The sequence below is a fragment of the Anaerobacterium chartisolvens genome, assembly GCF_003337415.1.
Classification (GTDB): Bacteria; Bacillota; Clostridia; order Acetivibrionales; family DSM-27016; genus Anaerobacterium; species Anaerobacterium chartisolvens.
In genome coordinates this window covers 80908-98177 of sequence record NZ_QPJT01000006.1, presented here as the reverse complement: position 1 = coordinate 98177, position 17270 = coordinate 80908, and the positions used below count along the sequence as shown (strand labels likewise).

Annotated in this window: 23 protein-coding genes; 1 reads left to right on the top strand and 22 read right to left on the bottom strand. The window is 41.0% G+C overall.

The features are described 5' to 3' along the window. Positions 1 to 36: 36 nt before the first annotated feature. From DFR58_RS06830 to DFR58_RS06810, 5 genes are all read right to left on the bottom strand, one after another. Positions 37 to 813, bottom strand: a complete 777-nt coding sequence (locus DFR58_RS06830) for an SDR family oxidoreductase (RefSeq protein ID WP_114297065.1) — start codon at positions 811 to 813, stop codon at positions 37 to 39. Then, positions 810 to 1778 carry an electron transfer flavoprotein subunit alpha/FixB family protein gene (locus DFR58_RS06825; protein ID WP_114297064.1) on the bottom strand — a complete coding sequence of 323 codons (969 nt, stop codon included), beginning with the start codon at positions 1776 to 1778 and terminating at the stop codon, positions 810 to 812. The genes DFR58_RS06830 and DFR58_RS06825 overlap by 4 nt, the downstream gene beginning before the upstream one ends. Positions 1779 to 1780: 2 nt before the next feature. Continuing rightward, entirely contained in the window at positions 1781 to 2575 is a 795-nt protein-coding gene (locus DFR58_RS06820) for an electron transfer flavoprotein subunit beta/FixA family protein (RefSeq protein ID WP_114297063.1), read from the bottom strand. After that, complete coding sequence (locus DFR58_RS06815) at positions 2553 to 3842, bottom strand: MFS transporter (RefSeq protein ID WP_114297062.1); 1290 nt, start codon at positions 3840 to 3842, stop codon at positions 2553 to 2555. The genes DFR58_RS06820 and DFR58_RS06815 overlap by 23 nt, the downstream gene beginning before the upstream one ends. A 75-nt stretch (positions 3843 to 3917) precedes the next feature. Beyond that, a complete protein-coding gene (locus DFR58_RS06810; RefSeq protein ID WP_114297061.1) occupies positions 3918 to 5390 on the bottom strand; it encodes an FAD-binding oxidoreductase in 1473 nt (490 codons plus the stop codon). A 326-nt stretch (positions 5391 to 5716) separates the two neighbouring features. On the opposite strand from DFR58_RS06810, the gene DFR58_RS06805 reads away from it, so the two are divergent. Next, positions 5717 to 6439 (top strand): MurR/RpiR family transcriptional regulator, encoded by a 723-nt coding sequence (locus tag DFR58_RS06805; RefSeq protein ID WP_114297060.1) that lies wholly within the window; start codon positions 5717 to 5719, stop codon positions 6437 to 6439. Positions 6440 to 6622: 183 nt separating this feature from the next. Here the strand turns inward: DFR58_RS06805 and DFR58_RS06800 are convergent, their stop codons facing one another. From DFR58_RS06800 to DFR58_RS06720, 17 genes are all read right to left on the bottom strand, one after another. Next, entirely contained in the window at positions 6623 to 7057 is a 435-nt protein-coding gene (locus DFR58_RS06800; RefSeq protein ID WP_114297059.1) for an arsenate reductase ArsC, read from the bottom strand. A gap of 59 nt (positions 7058 to 7116) precedes the next feature. Further along, positions 7117 to 7530 (bottom strand): arsenate reductase ArsC, encoded by a 414-nt coding sequence (locus DFR58_RS06795; protein ID WP_114297058.1) that lies wholly within the window; start codon positions 7528 to 7530, stop codon positions 7117 to 7119. Then, on the bottom strand, positions 7523 to 8590 hold the full coding sequence (gene arsB / locus DFR58_RS06790; protein WP_114297057.1) for an ACR3 family arsenite efflux transporter: 1068 nt from the start codon (positions 8588 to 8590) through the stop codon (positions 7523 to 7525). Before arsB ends, DFR58_RS06795 begins: the two co-directional genes overlap by 8 nt. Before the next feature lie 19 nt (positions 8591 to 8609). Then, positions 8610 to 8948, bottom strand: coding sequence for an ArsR/SmtB family transcription factor (locus DFR58_RS06785; protein ID WP_114297056.1), 339 nt, complete (start codon positions 8946 to 8948; stop codon positions 8610 to 8612). Between the two features lie 180 nt (positions 8949 to 9128). After that, complete coding sequence (locus DFR58_RS06780; RefSeq protein WP_114297055.1) at positions 9129 to 10010, bottom strand: ATP-binding protein; 882 nt, start codon at positions 10008 to 10010, stop codon at positions 9129 to 9131. After that, positions 9982 to 10884, bottom strand: a complete 903-nt coding sequence (locus tag DFR58_RS06775; protein WP_114297054.1) for a 4Fe-4S binding protein — start codon at positions 10882 to 10884, stop codon at positions 9982 to 9984. Before DFR58_RS06775 ends, DFR58_RS06780 begins: the two co-directional genes overlap by 29 nt. 3 nt (positions 10885 to 10887) lie before the next feature. Further along, the gene (locus DFR58_RS06770; RefSeq protein WP_114297053.1) at positions 10888 to 11253 is read right to left on the bottom strand and encodes a NifB/NifX family molybdenum-iron cluster-binding protein; all 366 of its coding nucleotides are present in this window, start codon (positions 11251 to 11253) and stop codon (positions 10888 to 10890) included. Further along, the gene (locus DFR58_RS06765) at positions 11253 to 12137 is read right to left on the bottom strand and encodes an Mrp/NBP35 family ATP-binding protein (RefSeq protein ID WP_114297052.1); all 885 of its coding nucleotides are present in this window, start codon (positions 12135 to 12137) and stop codon (positions 11253 to 11255) included. The genes DFR58_RS06770 and DFR58_RS06765 overlap by 1 nt, the downstream gene beginning before the upstream one ends. 67 nt (positions 12138 to 12204) lie before the next feature. Continuing rightward, complete coding sequence (locus DFR58_RS06760) at positions 12205 to 12618, bottom strand: MerR family transcriptional regulator (RefSeq protein WP_114297178.1); 414 nt, start codon at positions 12616 to 12618, stop codon at positions 12205 to 12207. 113 nt (positions 12619 to 12731) lie between these two features. Continuing rightward, positions 12732 to 13004 carry a hypothetical protein gene (locus DFR58_RS06755; protein WP_114297051.1) on the bottom strand — a complete coding sequence of 91 codons (273 nt, stop codon included), beginning with the start codon at positions 13002 to 13004 and terminating at the stop codon, positions 12732 to 12734. A 60-nt stretch (positions 13005 to 13064) separates the two neighbouring features. Next, a complete protein-coding gene (locus tag DFR58_RS06750; RefSeq protein WP_114297050.1) occupies positions 13065 to 13403 on the bottom strand; it encodes a DUF134 domain-containing protein in 339 nt (112 codons plus the stop codon). 76 nt (positions 13404 to 13479) lie between these two features. Further along, on the bottom strand, positions 13480 to 14316 hold the full coding sequence (locus tag DFR58_RS06745; RefSeq protein WP_114297049.1) for an MBL fold metallo-hydrolase: 837 nt from the start codon (positions 14314 to 14316) through the stop codon (positions 13480 to 13482). Positions 14317 to 14413: 97 nt separating this feature from the next. Next, a complete protein-coding gene (locus tag DFR58_RS06740) occupies positions 14414 to 14653 on the bottom strand; it encodes a thioredoxin family protein (RefSeq protein WP_114297048.1) in 240 nt (79 codons plus the stop codon). A gap of 124 nt (positions 14654 to 14777) precedes the next feature. After that, positions 14778 to 15680, bottom strand: coding sequence for a thioredoxin domain-containing protein (locus DFR58_RS06735; RefSeq protein WP_242987447.1), 903 nt, complete (start codon positions 15678 to 15680; stop codon positions 14778 to 14780). A 42-nt stretch (positions 15681 to 15722) separates the two neighbouring features. Continuing rightward, positions 15723 to 16424, bottom strand: a complete 702-nt coding sequence (locus DFR58_RS06730; protein WP_114297047.1) for a cytochrome c biogenesis CcdA family protein — start codon at positions 16422 to 16424, stop codon at positions 15723 to 15725. Further along, on the bottom strand, positions 16424 to 16969 hold the full coding sequence (locus DFR58_RS06725; RefSeq protein ID WP_114297046.1) for a thioredoxin family protein: 546 nt from the start codon (positions 16967 to 16969) through the stop codon (positions 16424 to 16426). The genes DFR58_RS06730 and DFR58_RS06725 overlap by 1 nt, the downstream gene beginning before the upstream one ends. Beyond that, entirely contained in the window at positions 16969 to 17229 is a 261-nt protein-coding gene (locus tag DFR58_RS06720) for a 4Fe-4S dicluster domain-containing protein (protein ID WP_114297045.1), read from the bottom strand. The genes DFR58_RS06725 and DFR58_RS06720 overlap by 1 nt, the downstream gene beginning before the upstream one ends. Positions 17230 to 17270 lie beyond the last annotated feature (41 nt).

Sequence of the window (17270 nt, the reverse complement as noted above, 5' to 3'; positions counted from 1 at the left end):
TTGTCCGTACAAAACTCATCACACAGGCTTTGCGTATCATCTTGTCAAGAAACCGCCGTCTACCGCGAGGATATGACCATTTATAAATTGAGATGCCTTACTTGCGAGGAATACCGTTGTACCCATTAAATCGGCAACATCTCCCCACCTTCCTTCCGGAGTATGGTCAACAATCCATTTGTTTCTTTCGGGATTGCTTATGGAAGCTTCAGCAACCTTTGTTTTGAAATATCCCGGCGCGATGCCGTTGACCTGAATATTGTACTGTGCCAGCTCATCGCAGTAAGCTTTTGTCAAACCGGCAATACCGTGTTTGGAAGCAGAATAGGCCGGTGACCACTGACCGCCAAGGAAAGAGAACATGGAGCAGATATTGATGATTTTGCCGCTCTTTTGTGGAACCATGAATTGTGCAGCTTCATAGCTCATTTCAAATGCCGCTGTCAGATTGATCGCAATCATGGGGTCCCAGACTTTTCTGTCAAATTTCAAAACCGGCTCACAGAGACAGATGCCCGCACAGTTAACGAGGATATCCACCGAACCTAATACTTCAACGCATTTTTCAACTATCTGCTTGGGAACTCCGGGCTTGGTAATGTCTCCTTCCATATATACCGCTTTTACACCCTCCGCTTCAATCAGCCTGTTAAATTCCGGGTCATCGGGCATAATGCTCGGCATGAATATGTTGGCTCCTCCTTTTGCCAGGGCTAAGGAAAATGCCTGTCCCAAACCCGTATTGCCTCCAGTAACAATGGCGTTCTTCCCGTTTAAAGAAAAATAATCCATTTTGAAATCTGTAATATTCATCTCTCGGCCTCCATGTCCTTATTCTTTTTACTATTTCTGATTTTAGTCAATAATTTTTCTATAAACTCTTTCGAATCACCCTCCACAACAATGTCGGACAAGCTGCAGATGGGCGCATTTCTGTTAATGTTGACAGAGATAATGCTTTCCACATTTTTTAACCCTTCCATATGCTGAAGCGAACCGTAGATCCCCAATGCAATGTATAGCCTCGGGCTAACCGTTTTCCCCGATTGCCCCACTTGGATGCTGCGTCCCGCAATACCGCTGTCAACCACCCTTCTGCTGGCAGATACCATGCCGTTCAATTCATCGGCAAGCTGATAAAGCCAATCAAAATGATGGGCTGCTCCTCCCCCTCCTGAAACCAAAATTTCGCTTTCTCTGATGTCTTTTGCCCTTTCCTTTTCTTTGGCCTCCAGCAGCTTTATCTTGCTTGGCTGTAATGAAACAGGATGAAAGGGGATTATCTTTGTATCTTTTAAATGCTTAGAAGTATACGTAAAAACATTTGGCCGGACGCTCATCATAACAGGGCTGCAATTTTTATTGGTAACGCCTGCGAAAAGCTTGCCGCTGAAAGCAGGCCTTACCATTTCAAGCTCTCCGTCGTTATATTCAATTCTTGTAACATCCGCAACCAGTCCCACTCCAAGTCGCATAGCCAACCTCGGAGCAAGCATCCTGCCTTGATAGGAAGCAGGAATCAGAATGCTGTCAAAAAGGTAAGTCCGATGCAATTCTTCCAGACAATTTGTCAGGTTTACTATGTCACAGCCTTGCAGCATGTTATCCCGAACAGAAAAAACATAGTTAAACTTGCATTCTGCAGCTTCTATCGGTTGATTGAAACAAAAAGCATATGTTTCATAACACTCGTCCCGATAAATCTGACGGACTGCTTCCAATAAATCTATGGAGCTTTGAATATCTTCCTCATCTAAATAAATCAGGCTTTTTTTCATAACTAAACAAATCCTTTGGATTTCAAAAAATTATACACCGTCTCAATACCCTCTTCATCATTGCACACCACTGTTTTTTCCTTACTCTGAAGTTTCCTTGCAAAGGTTCTTTTAACCTTGGTCAGCGACCCCTGCAAACCTACTTCAGCTTCGGAAAAACTTAAGTTTTCATTTTTTATGACTGAGACACGGTCATTTACATCCAGCTCTAAATCCTTATATCTCACAAAAGGCAATTTGTATTTGCTGTCCTTTCCTATACTTAAAATACAAGGAAGAGCAATTTCATATTTTGATATGGTTTTATCGGTATCTGCTTCAACAATAACGGTTTTACCTTGTAAGCTCTCATCATAAACCCTTACTATATTGGACATCTGCTCCATCTTCAGCAGCTCGGCAACTTGTGAGGGGACATGGGATGTATCGCCGTCTAAAGAATGGGTTCCTGTAAGAATAATGTCATATTCGGTATTTTCCAGATATCTGGCTATGATTTTGCTTGTCACATAGGTATCGCTGCCTGAAAACAACCGATCAGAAATTATCACCGCCCGATCAGCATTGCGCCTTAGCAAATCCTCAACAAGCGGTAAAACGCTTGCCGGTGCCATCGTTACGATTTCGACAAAGGTATCCGGCCTCCTTGCCTTCACTTCCAGTGCAAAAGCCAAGGCGCAAGCATCATCAGGATTCAGTATCAGTTTGACATTTTCTCTGACCAGCACGTTTTTTTCATAGTCATATAAAAAGTTAGCAACGTCAGAAATAAATTTAACCAGACATACGATTTTCATTGGCAAGCCTTTCCTTCTTTGTGAGTCTGATAAACGTAATGACAAGCAATGCACCGATTACACCAAAAATTGCACTTATTATGAAGTAGGCATTATATCCTCCGTTATCACCAAATGTCTTAAAGAGGAAGCTGTTGAAGGGCCCAAGGATGATATCCGGCAAATATCCTACCAGAGATATGAAGCCTATCGCTGAACCGACGATGGAATTGTCTATTTTACAATCGCCGATCAGTGACCAGTATGTGCCGCGGATAGCATACAGGAACAGTCCCGCACCTACAACAAGGGCGTAGAACACGGAAGTACCCGAGTCCGAGGGTAGAACTGCCATTAAGACAAGGCATACGGCGGTTGCCAAAAGCGCGCTCATGACAATGGCTCCTTTTCCGAACTTGTCTGCAAGGAATCCGCCTCCGATACCGCCAAGTGGCCTCATCCATAGAACGATTACCATTATTGTCGCTACTGTAACGGGATCAACACCAATGTTGGTCTGCAGGAATCCACCGAAGTAATATACCGTCCATGTCACGGCATAAGACAGGAAAATAATGCCCCCCATCAGATACACGAATTTGTTTTTAAACACCTGGCCTAAATCAGCCAATTTGATACCGCTTTGTTTGACAGCTTCCGCATTGTCAGACGTTTTAAGCTTCTTGTCGTCCTTAACGAAAATGGTTACAAGGATACCGATTACAAGCAATACGATGGAATACATATAAATAATCGCAACCATCGCCGACCTCTTATCCGCTATGTCGGTGCTACCGCCCAAAATGCCGGAGAAAATCAACAGGGCAAAGCTGGCTAGAAGTGCTTCCACAACACCGCGCCCGCCATCTAAAATTCCAAAGAACCGTCCTTCTTCTTCTTTACTGGCAAGCAATTTAACGAGCTTCATATGGGAGCTCCAAAAGGTAAATACAGAAAATACTCCCCAGATGCAAAAAATCACAACAACATTTGTATAGTTTGGAATCTGTGCAAACCAAAATCCACCTGCAGCGGTACCGAAAAGAGAGATGGCCAGTAGTTTTTTAGCAGAAAACCTGTCACTTAGCAAGCCGCTGGGCAGATAGCCCACCACCCATACGATCCCAAGGAATGAATAAATCATATTTAACTGGGGCAATGTAATACTAAATACTTCTAAAATAGTTTCCTGATAATTTGTTTTCAAATACATAATCGGAAAGATTGCACCTGCAGCTAAAACAACCAAAAGAAATTGGAAATACCTTTTCAATTTACTATGATTCATACCGCTCCACCTTTCACTAAAATATTATTGTTGTTGTTGCATTGCAATTTTCGGCAGGCCGTTTAGGAATAATTGCTATTTTTGATATTTAACACCTTCTTTCTGTGGATAGATTGTACCGAAATTCATGATACCGTTTGGGTCAAAAGCCTCCTTCAGCTTTTCCAGCATGTAATACGCCGTTCCGTGTTCTTCTTTTGTCCATTCGTTGCGGTATTTGCCAATTCCGTGGTGATGACACATGGAGCCTCCCAGCTTCAGCGTTTCCTCAACAATTATTGTTTGCAGCGGATGATGGTAAATTCTCATTTCATCCTCCGGGGCACAGTTGATATTGTAATTATAAACAAAGTACATATTCGTCCCATTGATGTAGCTGTGGGAGGAATGTCCGCCAAGCATTGTTAAATCATCTGCTCTCGGGAACTCGCTTTTGATTCTGTTGATAACATTGTGATAAATCTTGGGTATTGCTTCCCAGTTGGCTGAGATTTCCGTTGTGAAGCCATCGTGCTTGTCATTGTCAATCATGCCCTGAACTTCATCATCAATGTCCTGCTGCGACCAGTTCAAATGATCGAACCAATCCGATATAAGTTTACTGTCAACCTGCTCTATAATCCCATCCTTAAATTTATCAACTGCCGCTTCAATTCCCGCACAGGTAGCATTAACAATTTCCCGATTTCCTTCAGCCATAAAAATCAGTATACTTTTTCCCTTGTAAAAATGATAAAAATGCTGCCTTGCATCTTCTTCGGAGTAAGTGCGGGCAATAGACGGACGGTATCCGTTAACCATTACCTCCCTTAGTAATTTAATTCCAGTATCAATGTCTTGAATAAGGTATCCATAGAATTTGCTGTTCTCCGGGTAAAATTTGAATAATTTCACAGTAACCTCAGTAATATAGCAAAGCGTACCCTCGTTACCTATGGCGATATGCCGGATATCCGGCCCACCTGCACGGCGCGATACATTTTTGATCCGTGCGATATGCCCATCCGGGAAAACACATTCCAGTCCTACCACCATGTCCTCAATACCGCCGTATAAAGTGGAGAATTGGCCGATACTCCTTGTTGCCACCAATCCGCCATACTGGGCAATGGGTTTGGATTGCGGGGAATGGCCTGTTGTGCAGCCCAGCTTTCTCACCTCATCCTCCAGTGTCTGCAGAGGAACACCCGCTTGTACTGTCGCTTCCATATTATATAAATCCACATTAAGAATTTTGTTCAGATACTTTCCATCAATGACAAGTGTTTGCTCTTTCCAGTTTTCCAGCCCCCCTTCGGTAGCAGTTTTACCGCTTCTCGGGATTACATTGATACTGTTTTCATTACAGTACACTAAAAGCGTCCGCACTTCATCCACAGATCTTGGGTATACGATTGCGGTTGGCACGGGAACATCCAATACCTTCCTGGCTTTGGCATATTTTTTATAACGATCTGCAGCGGCATCATACAAATTATCATAATTTGTATCAATCTGCTCTTGTGAAAGAATGCATTTAAGACCATCCAATAATGTCTGATTATCCAACGTTTAACCTCCTCATATTTAATTTTCAGATTTAGCTGATAAGGTAATTTTACTATAATACTCACGATAGATCAATAGATTTTACGGAAAATTTTTTGTTTTTAAAAGTTTATAGCGTTAGTTTCGGAAAATTTTCCGTTTGCAAAGATATATGGCAACTGCTATAATCAATTTAAAAGAATCTTACTATATAGGATGCAATAAAGATTTTACAAACATAGAGGATATAATTGCTTACATCAAATTATATCCTCCATGTAAAATCTTTATTGCTAAATATATATTATGATAAAACACTAAGCAAATGGAGCGGTTAAATTTGTATTATGATAAACATTGATTTTAATAAGTTAAACCCATTGGAAAAAAAGATAAATGAAACGCTTTTGAACCACTCGAAAAGCGTTTCCGACATAACCATTAAAGAAGCAGCGGAATTATGCGGCTGCTCTATTTCAAAAATCTCCAAATTCGTAAAGAAGCTTGGCTTTAACAATTACAAGCAATATGTAGACTTTCTGTATGGAAGAGAGCAGCCGCAGCGTAAACCTTCCGCCGAGCTTGAACGGATAAAAAATTTCATAGATGATTTTAACATATCTCTGGTTGATGAATTTATTGAATTGATGAATGCCCATGAAAAGATTATCCTTTTTGGTTATGGACCTTCTTTCATTTGTTCACAGTATTTTGAATATAAATTGAGAATCGTAACAAATAAAGTTGTCATGGCCGTTTCGGATGAAGTTTCGGTGGAAAATCTGATTGATGACACAAGCCTGCTTGTTATTTTTTCAGCAACAGGGCAGTTCAAATCCTTTGACAGCATAAATAACAGTGCTAAAGAAAAAGGGTGCAGTGTTCTATTGATAATAGAAGAATACAATCCTAAATTACTGGCAAATTACCACAGGATCTTTTGGCTGTCCAAACACCTTCAGCCACAAGACTTGAGGCCTTACGAGAAATCAAGAACCATATTTTTTATTTTTATTGAGGAAGTGGTTCAGCATATTCTTTTTAACAACCGTGGGGAGATATTGGGATAAAATCAAAGCGCAAACGGGGACAGAGGAATGTCCCCGTTTCCAAATCATCTTGTTTTATTATAGAGAATACAGGTGTATTTTTTGTAATCTTTGTTGATACTTTTGCAATTCCTCTCTGGCGCAGCCCTACCAGCTGAATCACTGTTTTAAGATCACTTCAAGGGTTTTAAAAGCCGTATTCTGTTAGTTATAATTGCCATATTCTTTTATGAAGTCTAAAACCAATTGTTTAATTTTATCTTTAAGCTCTTTGACTTTATTAATTTTTTCTTCTTCTGTGCCGGTGAATTCTTCAGGATTTTCTAAATCCCAGTGAATTCTTTTCGGTATACCTGGGAATGTCGGGCACTCGGTTTCTTTGGCCCTGTTACATACAGTAATGACATATCCATAAAAATTCTGGGCTTTTACAAGGCTATACACACTTTGAGTTTTCTTTTCGGTCAAATCAATGCCTTCCTCTTTCATTACTTCTAAAACTAAGGGATTGATATCAGTTGGATTAAATCCGGCGCTTTCAACCTCAAACTTTTCACCGCCTAATTTTTTTAGCAGTTCTTCAGCCATTTGGCTTCTTGCGGAGTTATGAACACATATGAATAACACTTTTATTTTCATAGAATAGACCTCCCTTTTTAGATTATTTTATCATTCAAAATTGTTAAATCATATTAAATTCATATTATAATCGTGTTTGATTTAATCCTTTGCGCAAGCAGCTTTATTTTTTGCTCAATCTCATTTATAACGGTTTTAAACTCCTCGTCGCTTTTTCCCGAGGGGTCCTCAAGGCCCCAGTCCTCACGGTATTTGCATGGAAGAAAGGGACAGTTTACATTACAGCCCATGGTTATAACAATATCAACAGAAGGAATATCAGACAGCAGCTTTGAGCGCTGCGTCTTCTCCATATCAATAGAATAAATCTCCTTCATCAGCCTGACGGCATCTTGGTTTATCTGCGGCTTTATTTCGGTGCCTGCAGAGTAGCTTTCAAAGATATCTTCCGCAAGGTGCTTTCCAAGTGCTTCGGCAATCTGACTGCGACAGGAATTATGAACACATATAAACGCTACTTTCGGTTTACCCATTTTTAAACCATCCTTTCGTATTGTTTGCAATTTTAACGAGGGTCAGCATAACCGGAACCTCTACAAGCACGCCTACAACTGTTGCAATAGTGGCTCCTGATTTTAAGCCAAACAATGATATCGCAACCGCAACGGCAAGCTCAAAGAAATTTGACGCGCCTATCATACCTGCGGGTGCTGCAACATTATGAGGCAATTTCCATAGCTTTGACCAGATGTATGCTATAAAGAAAATCAGAAATGTCTGAAGAATAAGTGGTATGGCGATAAGCACGATATTTATCGGATTATCAATAATCGTTTGACCTTGGAAGGAAAATATTATCACCAGCGTTAAAAGCAGACCGATAATGGTAACATTCCCAAACCTTGGTATGAAATTGTTCTCGAAATAATTAAGCCCTTTATTTTTTGTAATCAACACTCTTGATAACCACCCGGCTGTCAAAGGAATTACTACAAATAACACCACAGATAAAAACAAAGTATCCCAAGGCACTGAAACATCACTAATCCCAAGCAAGAAAGCGACTATAGGAACAAAGGCTATAAGTATTATTAAGTCATTGGTTGCCACCTGTACAAGTGTATACGCAGGATTTCCTTTGGTCAAGTGAGACCATACAAACACCATAGCCGTACAGGGTGCGGCACCAAGCAGAACAGCACCGGCAAGATAGTCTTTTGCCAGTTCTGCCGGTATTAATGCCTTGAATATAACAAAAAAGAACAGGCTGGCTATGCCAAACATCGTAAAAGGCTTAATCAACCAATTTGCAACCCAAGTAATTATGAGTCCTTTTGGTTCTTTTCCTACTTGTTTAATGCTTGCAAAATCAATCTTCAGCATCATTGGATAAATCATAAGCCAGATTAATATTGCTACGGGAATTGATACCTGAGCATATTCAAATTTGCTAAGAAACTGAGGGATCATTGGTAAATACACCCCGATGACTATTCCTGCGCCCATACAAAGCAGTACCCAGAGAGTTAAATACCTTTCAAAAAAACCGATGCCCTCCAATTTCTTATTTTGCACACTGTTTTGTTCATTCATATTCCTTTTACTCCTTCCACTAATTGCATGTTATATTTTTCCTTGACAACCATTCATTCAAACTTAAACGGTCATTATTAAATATTTCAAGCCTTCTTAAGCTGTCAAGCACCAAGCTGTCGATAAACTTCATTTCCTCGTTTCGTATGATTGAATAGTAAACCCATTGAGCATGTTTCCTGTCTGAAACCATTCCGGCATTTTTTAAATAATTCAAGTGTCTGGATGCTTTTGTTTGCGAGATTTTGAGGGCTTCCATTATATCGCAGACGCAAAGCTCTTTTTCGTACAACAGATTGACAATCCGCAGACGAGTTTCATCCGATAAAGCTTTCACGGCATTCAATAGCTCTTTCATTGTAGTCTCCTTTTGTATATGTGTATAATCGCATAAGCGGTTATACACATATTATATACCACGAGCTGCTCAAATAAAACTATAGATTATAAAATTTTGTGTTAATTCTTTGTAAAATAAAAGGGGACGCTCCTGCTTATTGCTCAATAAGCAGGAGCGTCCCCAATTGTTTTGCCTTATTCATGTCGTCTTTAAAAGCATTGCTAATACAGCTTCCCATATTTCCAAAACTGCATCCCCGGCTGTACTGCCATTGATTAACACAACGGGTTTGCCTGTGTTAACCGCCTCTATTACCTTTGGATCGAAAGGTATCCTGCCGGCTACCGGTATTCCCCGTTGTACACAGTATTCTTCAATCTTCTGAGTGTTTACGAGATTTACATCAAATTTATTGATGCATACAGCACAAGCAACACCAAACTTGCCTGCCGTCTCCACAATCCTCTCCATATCATGCATACCTGACAAGGTGGGCTCAGTTACAACCAAAACCATGTTGACCCCTGTTACTGATGCAATTACAGGACAACCAATCCCCGGAGACCCGTCTATTATGACAAGCTCTTGACCGCTCATGGAATTATACAGGTTCTTCCTAACCTGTGTGACCAGCTTCCCTGAAGCACCGTTTCCCATTTTAAGCTCTGCCGTTGAGAAAACATCGACTTCATTTTTATATACCATTGTCTTTCCCGACACGTTATTTTCAAGCCGGATTGCCTTCTTTCCATCTCCTCCGGCAGAGGGACAGAAAGCTTCACAAACACCGCACCCTTCGCACTCATATGGATTGACTTTCCCATTCTTTATAGCACCAAACTGGCACAGCTCCTCACATTTCCCGCAATTTATGCAGTAATCATCATATTTTACAGCCTTCTGATACCCGTAAAAGTCTTCGGTTTGTGGCTGTTCACCTTTTGCATATACAAGCTGAAGGTTGGGGGCATCCACATCACAGTCGGCATATGCCTTATTCCGGGCAAGAGCAATGAAGGATGCTGCAACAGTTGTTTTTCCCGTCCCACCTTTACCGCTCAATATGACAATCTGCTTCATGACACACCTCCAGCTCAATGTTATCAAGGATTCCCTTAAAAAGCCCCAGATATCTTTCGTATTCCTCTGCAGCTACAAGACCTTTTGAATTAGCCAGTGCAATATCGGAAGCATATGGAATGGAAGCAATAACCCTGATATCCTTGTCACTGCAATACTTTTCAATCAAGCCTATATCACCCATGTCTTTATTAATAACAAGCGCATGGGGCTTGCCAAAAAGCTTCACCAGCCTGTAAACCATATCAAGGTTATGAAGCCCAAACACTGTTGGTTCAGCCACCATCAGACAGAAATCCGCGTCCCTGATACTTTCCATAACACTGCAGGCACTGCCGGGCGGGCAGTCCACAATTACATGCCTGTCTTTTGGAAGTGCAGACCGGTCGTTGGCTTGGTCTGCTGCCCACCCATGCATTATGGAGAGAAGCTTCCGTATTATAGGCACTCCTGTGGCCTCGCCTGTATTTAAAATTCCAGTAATGACCTCAACCTCTCCTGCCTTACCATATTCAATGCACCCGATATGCCTGCCCGATTGGGAAAGAGCTTTTTGGGGGCACAGCATCACACATCCCTTGCAGGCATGGCATAGCTCCGGAAAAACGAGCAGCTTGTTTTTTATATAGGCTAATGCATTAAACTTGCAAAACTCCACACACTTGCGGCATCCTGTACATTTGTTGGCATCAACCTTAGGAATCATGGTGTTTACCTTCTCCAAGTGCTTCTCCTGCGGCTTGAAAAACAACCTTCCATTGGGTTCCTCCACATCACAATCAATGTAGATAGATTTACCGTTTGCATAAGCCAGGTTTACCGACACAAAGGTTTTTCCAGTGCCGCCCTTTCCGCTTAAAACAGCTATCTGCATGAGTTAACCTCCATGCTGGTGGTACCCCGGATGTATCTCTGTCAACTCAACAAGCTTTCCTGCCTTATACTTCTGAACAATTTCTGAAACTGTACCGGGAACCGCCTTCATTATTTTAATATCTGCCGCCTTCAGAACATCAGATGCATTCTGCCCGCAATGGAACGTTACCACTGTATCCGCACCGCTGTCCACGACAGCCTGAGCAGCCTTTATTCCGGCTCCGCCCTGGCTGCTGGCCGCCTGATTGTCAATCACTTTATATTCAAGTGTTTCCGAGTCGGCAACCACAAAGTAGTAAGTGCGCCCAAAAGACTGGCAAACACTGCTCTCTATTGTATTTCCCTCAGATGGAACTGCAATTTTCATTATTGATCACTCCCTTGCTTTTCAATTGGGCATTTGTCCGCAGCAGCTTTTTCAATATGCTCCACGGCATGATCGAGATAAGAATGATTTAGCTTTTCAATATCTCCTTTATCACAAAGTTCGGCTATCGACGGATCTATAGGCATCTTTCCCAGTACAGGTATACCCAGCCCGGAGGCAATTTCTTCTATTTTGCTTTCCCCAAACATCCGGATATCCTTGCCGCAGTCAGGACACCTGAGCCAGCTCATGTTTTCAACAATGCCAAGGACAGGTATATTCATAGATTTAGCCATATTGTATGCCTTCCTCACTATCAGTGAAACTAAATCCTGAGGTGATGTAACAATGACTATACCGTTCAAGGGTATGGATTGAAACACCGTCAAAGGTACATCTCCGGTTCCAGGCGGCATATCAAGGAAAAGATAGTCTATGTCTCCCCATATCACATCCGTCCAGAACTGTTTTACTGTGCCGGAAATAATTGGCCCCCTCCATATTACAGGCGAATCGTCCTTTTCAAGAAGCAGGTTTACCGACATCACATGAATATTGTTATGAGTCTTCTCAGGATAAATCCCAAATTCACTCCCCTCAGCTTTCTTAGTAATACCGAACATTTTGGGTATTGACGGGCCGGTAATATCAGCATCAAGAACTCCTACATTATATCCCTTTCTTCTCATCAAAACCGCCAACGTTGATGTTACCAGAGATTTACCCACACCACCCTTTCCGCTCACTATACCAATTACTTTTTTGATACGGTTAAGCTCATGGGTTTTCTCAGTAAAGTCCTGTGGCTTACTGCCGCATTCGTTAGTTGAACAGCCTTCGCCTGCACAATCTGTGCCGGTACAATCGCAACTGCATTCGCTCATATCTTCATCTCCTAATTGTTTTATTTGAATGTTATTCAATGAAATTATTGATGTTTAAACTAAATTTTTATTTGCAGCCTGTGCAGCCTGTACACTTTTTAATCATGTCACAGGTATTGCACATTTCAGCCTTATCACTTGCAACAAGGCAATAGGTTCCTTCAAGCTTCCAGCAAGGCTTTGATTCATTTACAGCAATAGGGCTGTTCTGTGCTGCTCCGCCCTTGCAGTTCCGCTTATACCAGCAGGAATACATTGAGGTTAAATGCTTTACCCCGGCAATGTTCAAGCCTTTTTCATGCATGAGGTATTTTATAAATTTAAGCCTTTTAACATCATTATTGGAGTATTTCCTCTGGTAACCTTCTCTGTCAGGGCGCAAAAGGCCATTCCTCTCCCACACCCTCAACGTTTCAGGATGCTCCCCTATCAATCCCGCTACTGTGCCTATGGTATACAAGCCTTTGTCTTCATCAAACATGTATTCCACCACTGTTCTCCACCTCAATAATATTATGCATATATCCCTAAATATTATATATTTATTTTTAATATATTTCAATAATATTATTGAGGTTGATGTCAGAGAAAAGCCTATTCCCGATAATTCAAGTCAGATATTCTCTTATTTACTGCCTCCAACTGCGAATTGAGCCAGACTGCCGTGCTTTTTAAATACTCAGTTTCGTTTATGCCATTAATTGTTGTATTCCCCATTCCCGCCATAGCCATTGCTCTCCTAGACGGTAATAAAGGATTATGTCTGCAATACGGAAGCGGATTCCCTGCCCCATAGCCCTGACAGTTTGCATGTCCGCCAAAGCCCTGTCCCCTAATACTCTGTCCTCTTATTCTTTGTCCTCTCATTTCTGATTACCTCCAATTCTTTTTTTAAGATGCATACAGGTGTAAAATCCAAGATCAGCTTTATTCTTTTCCACCGCGAAACCGTCCGCATCTTCCATGGCCCCCTCCATGATGTCCTGAAACCTCATAACTGCCGCCCTCAATACGAATGGTCTTTCCATTGACAAGGGCATCCGCAAGCTTTTGTCTGGCAGCATTTATAATTCTTTGAAAGGTCCCTCTCGAAACCTGCATACTTATAGCGCAAGTTTCCTGCTCCATAGCTTCAAGATCAGAGAGCCGTATGGCTTCGACTTCCTCTATGCTTAACACTATTTCCTCAGCATTACGAAGGTGCGGATAAAACATTTGATTGTCGGGTATAAAACCAACCCTTCTGCATTTTCTTGGCCTTGGCATTTTCTCACCTCAATATTATTATGTGCATATGCACATAATAATATTACACCCCGTCAATTTTTTTGTCAATATGTTTTTATTTCTTTTCAAGAATGAGCTCATCTCCGGAATTGAGTAAAAAGCAACTGTCACCAAACTTGCTTTTTAAGAAACAGCTTGAAAGGACTCCCGAGCAATGCATTGGAGCAATTTTTTCTATGCCTGCTGATTTAAGTCCGGCCACAATCTCATCAAGCTGATCGGTGTTATACTTTTCAATATGCATTCCTCCAATTAATCCGCAAATATTAGTATCAGGGAAAAGATATTTTGCGTATGCAACACAGTTTAGTACTCCAGGATGACTGCATCCAACAAATATAAATATTCCTTCACTTCCATTTACAATCATAAACTGCTCGTCGGTAACCATATCGGCTTCATAGCCGCCTGAAATATTTCTTTTTATAAAATTTAAGGATTGCCTGTCTTGGCTTTGAGGGATCTCTCCTGATAGTAATATGTCTTTGTGTATTCTGACAGGCTCTTTTACATAAACCAACCTGTTTTTAAACATATCCCTATCCTGACAGCTCCATGGTATTCCAATGCAATTGCCTGCAGGCTTGCCTTGCACTGCGTTGTATCTTTCACAAAAAGCGTCAGGGTGAATATATATCGGCGCTTTGTGATTAATCATGCAAAACTCAGGAACACCTCCTGTATGATCGTAATGTCCGTGACTGATAACAAGAGCATCGGCCAGCGACAAATCTATACTCTCCATATCGGCATTCAAAGAAAATACATCTGTTTGTCCTGCATCAAACAACACTTTAAAGTTATCAGTCTCAACTAATAACGAGAGTCCATGTTCGCCAAGTATCCCTCTCTTTTTTGCACGGTTCTCTGCAAGGACCTTAAGTCTTATCAATTACTTCACCGCCCGTTATATACTTATAAACATATTTTTCAAAAGCAGTTCTGCACTCAGCGGAGTGCCATTTCCTTTGCCCTTGCCTTTACAGTCTTTACTTCAAGGTTTGGAGTATCTTAACAATATCCTTGGGCTTTAAAACCTTTCCGAAGGAAACAACCTTCTCATCAATTACGAGAGCGGGAGTTGACATTACACCATAGGCCATAATGTCCTTAAAATCAGTAACCTTTACAATCTCCGCCTCAATGCCTGCCTCTTTTAATGCTGTTTCGGTATTTTCCTTTAATGTCACACAATTTTTGCATCCAGAGCCTAAAATCTTTATTACCATAACAAATCTCTCCTTAACTTTATTTTATAATCCTAAATAGAACTTATAACACGCAAATTGGCATAATAAATATAGCCATAAGAATCCTATGTATTTTACATACTTAACTATATAACAGTATCGATCATTCTAATCCCATTTCTTCCAACGCACTTACCAATTGTTCTTTTGTCATTCCACCTTCATGAGCAGTAAAAACATGTTCGTTAGTATCCCTTGTTGAATACAGCCTCATTTGCATGGTTTGTGGGTCTTTAGGTTTAAATGGGTTACCATTAGCATCAATAAAAATTTGCGTAGGTATCAAACTTATAGGGTAACCTTCAGCTAAATCCCTATACTTCCATACATCAACGAACTTGATAATAGCTTTCCCTTTTAACTCAGCATTTAAGTCTTCCAATACCGGAGCCATTTGCTTGCATGGGATACAAGAATCTGCTCCAAAATCTATTACAATCGGAAGTCCATATGATTTAAGTTTTTCAAGGTCAATCTTTTCAGTCACATGAAGGTCAAAGTCAACATTGTCAGGATTAACCGTACTCGGTTTGTCCGTTAGATCAGCACTAGTCTTTTCAGACTCAACCTCAATTGGTTTGTCCGTTGGAGCAGCACTAGGCTTTTCGGACTTAACCTCAATTGGTTTGTCCGTTGGAGCAGCACTAGGTTTTTCAGACTTAACCACGCTTGGTTTTTCTGTAGAAGTAACACCAGAGTCTTGAGACTCAACCGTAGCTGGTTTATCTGTTGAAACAGCACTATGGGTTTCAGACTCATCCATGCTTGATTTATCTGTGGAACCCACACTAGTGCTTTGGGACTCAACATCTGTTGGTTTATCCTCCAAATTAACACTGTGGTTTTGGGACTCAAGCACACTCAATTTATCAGTCTCGACTGGGTCAGTATTTTTTTGTTCGTTCTTTACAACCCATATACCTACTACAACACATATAAGCACAACAGGCATAATAATTTTTACAGCCAAACCTTTTTTAAATTTCGTGTTATTCTCGTTATCCATCGGTAGTATCCTCCATATTTTTTCCGAATGAACAATATCATTTTAAAAACCTAAATAAAACATATATAGGGCTATCAGCATAATAAGTGAGCCCATTACAATTTTCAGTACTTTACTTGCACCGCCATACTTCTCACTTGATGACAGCTTATGCACAAAGCCTACGGATGTTCCGGCAATCATTACCAAGAAACTATGTCCTATAGAATATAACAGCAAAAGCAGTATTCCCCACAGCAGGTTTCCTTCCTTTGCAACCATTGCAAGTAAAACAACTAAAACAGGTGTTGCACAAGGGGAAGAGAAAAGTCCTCCCAAGACTCCGGCAATAAATGCTCCTACAAAACCCCGTTTAGTATTTTTACTAATGGCATAGGAAGACGGGATAAAGTTATACACCTCCCATGTTTGAAGTGCCATTAATAGCATAAGTATGCCAAGAAGTATATACCACCATGAGCCTGTTCCTTGCATAAGCCTCCCAAGAATGGAAGCCGCTGTGCCTAAAATGGTAAATGTGACAGCCATGCCTATAGAAAACACAACTGACAGCCAAAATGCTCTTTTAGTATCCCGTTGCCCCGTACCTCCTACATAGCCTATGATAAGCGGCACACTTGTAAGCGCACATGGAGTAACAGATGTAAGTATCCCTGCAATCAACGCTAAAATCGGTGCAAGCCAAATGTTTGCGGAAATAGAGCCCGAAAGAGATTCAAGCCATTGATTTATAACGGCATCCATTATTTCAACCCCATTTCCTTAAGAGCATCTAATATTTGCTCTTTTGTCATTCCGCCTTCATGTGCTGTGAAAACATGTTCGCCATTATCTCGTGATGAGTACATTTTCATTTGCTTGGCTTCCGGGTCTTCAGGCTTATATGGATTGCCGTCTGCATCAATAAAAATCTGTGTAGGTATTACACTTACAGGATACCCTTCTGCAAGCTGCTGATACTTCCATACATCAACAAATTTTACAATAGCTTTTCCCTGCAGCTCATTGTTCAATTCTTTTAATACCGGCGCCATTTCTTTGCATGGAATACAAGAATCGGCTCCGAAGTCTATGACAATAGGAATACCATATGACTTAAGCTTTTCAAGATCAATTTCCTCTGTAACATGAAGCGCAAAGTCAGGGCTGTCGGTTCCGGCCGGGCCGATGCTTTCTTTTTTGGTATTCTTCACAATCCACATTCCAACTAAAACACTCAAAATTATAACAGGTATGATAATTTTAACAGCCATCCCTTTTTTAGACTTAGAATCATTTTTGTCATTCATTAACAGCACCCTCCGTTCTCATCTCCACATGAGCAGCCACAGCTTTCACTTCCTTGTCTTGCCTCACCCACATAGCTTATTGCTTCTGACGGACAAAGATTTCCGCACCCATGACATCCTTGAATGCATCCTTCCGGCATAACCACAACTGGAACAGGAGCTTTCTTTAGATCGTATACCCCATGCTTGCATTTTTCTGTACATGCACCACACTCAATGCATTTCTCGTAGTCAATAACAGGATACCAGATTTTTGACATAAAACTGACCCCCTTAAGTGTATTATAATTCTAAAAGCCAT

Excerpts from the sequence above, each read along its gene's own strand:
- DFR58_RS06830 (WP_114297065.1), bottom strand. The coding sequence starts at position 813 with ATGAATATTACAGATTTCAAAATGGATTATTTTTCTTTAAACGGGAAG.
- DFR58_RS06825 (WP_114297064.1), bottom strand. The coding sequence starts at position 1,778 with ATGAAAAAAAGCCTGATTTATTTAGATGAGGAAGATATTCAAAGCTCC.
- DFR58_RS06820 (WP_114297063.1), bottom strand. The coding sequence starts at position 2,575 with ATGAAAATCGTATGTCTGGTTAAATTTATTTCTGACGTTGCTAACTTT.
- DFR58_RS06815 (WP_114297062.1), bottom strand. The coding sequence starts at position 3,842 with ATGAATCATAGTAAATTGAAAAGGTATTTCCAATTTCTTTTGGTTGTT.
- DFR58_RS06805 (WP_114297060.1), top strand. The coding sequence starts at position 5,717 with ATGATAAACATTGATTTTAATAAGTTAAACCCATTGGAAAAAAAGATA.
- DFR58_RS06800 (WP_114297059.1), bottom strand. The coding sequence starts at position 7,057 with ATGAAAATAAAAGTGTTATTCATATGTGTTCATAACTCCGCAAGAAGC.
- DFR58_RS06795 (WP_114297058.1), bottom strand. The coding sequence starts at position 7,530 with ATGGGTAAACCGAAAGTAGCGTTTATATGTGTTCATAATTCCTGTCGC.
- arsB (WP_114297057.1), bottom strand. The coding sequence starts at position 8,590 with ATGAATGAACAAAACAGTGTGCAAAATAAGAAATTGGAGGGCATCGGT.
- DFR58_RS06785 (WP_114297056.1), bottom strand. The coding sequence starts at position 8,948 with ATGAAAGAGCTATTGAATGCCGTGAAAGCTTTATCGGATGAAACTCGT.
- DFR58_RS06780 (WP_114297055.1), bottom strand. The coding sequence starts at position 10,010 with ATGAAGCAGATTGTCATATTGAGCGGTAAAGGTGGGACGGGAAAAACA.
- DFR58_RS06775 (WP_114297054.1), bottom strand. The coding sequence starts at position 10,884 with ATGCAGATAGCTGTTTTAAGCGGAAAGGGCGGCACTGGAAAAACCTTT.
- DFR58_RS06770 (WP_114297053.1), bottom strand. The coding sequence starts at position 11,253 with ATGAAAATTGCAGTTCCATCTGAGGGAAATACAATAGAGAGCAGTGTT.
- DFR58_RS06765 (WP_114297052.1), bottom strand. The coding sequence starts at position 12,137 with ATGAGCGAATGCAGTTGCGATTGTACCGGCACAGATTGTGCAGGCGAA.
- DFR58_RS06760 (WP_114297178.1), bottom strand. The coding sequence starts at position 12,618 with ATGTTTGATGAAGACAAAGGCTTGTATACCATAGGCACAGTAGCGGGA.
- DFR58_RS06755 (WP_114297051.1), bottom strand. The coding sequence starts at position 13,004 with ATGAGAGGACAAAGAATAAGAGGACAGAGTATTAGGGGACAGGGCTTT.
- DFR58_RS06750 (WP_114297050.1), bottom strand. The coding sequence starts at position 13,403 with ATGCCAAGGCCAAGAAAATGCAGAAGGGTTGGTTTTATACCCGACAAT.
- DFR58_RS06740 (WP_114297048.1), bottom strand. The coding sequence starts at position 14,653 with ATGGTAATAAAGATTTTAGGCTCTGGATGCAAAAATTGTGTGACATTA.
- DFR58_RS06735 (WP_242987447.1), bottom strand. The coding sequence starts at position 15,680 with ATGGATAACGAGAATAACACGAAATTTAAAAAAGGTTTGGCTGTAAAA.
- DFR58_RS06730 (WP_114297047.1), bottom strand. The coding sequence starts at position 16,424 with ATGGATGCCGTTATAAATCAATGGCTTGAATCTCTTTCGGGCTCTATT.
- DFR58_RS06725 (WP_114297046.1), bottom strand. The coding sequence starts at position 16,969 with ATGAATGACAAAAATGATTCTAAGTCTAAAAAAGGGATGGCTGTTAAA.
- DFR58_RS06720 (WP_114297045.1), bottom strand. The coding sequence starts at position 17,229 with ATGTCAAAAATCTGGTATCCTGTTATTGACTACGAGAAATGCATTGAG.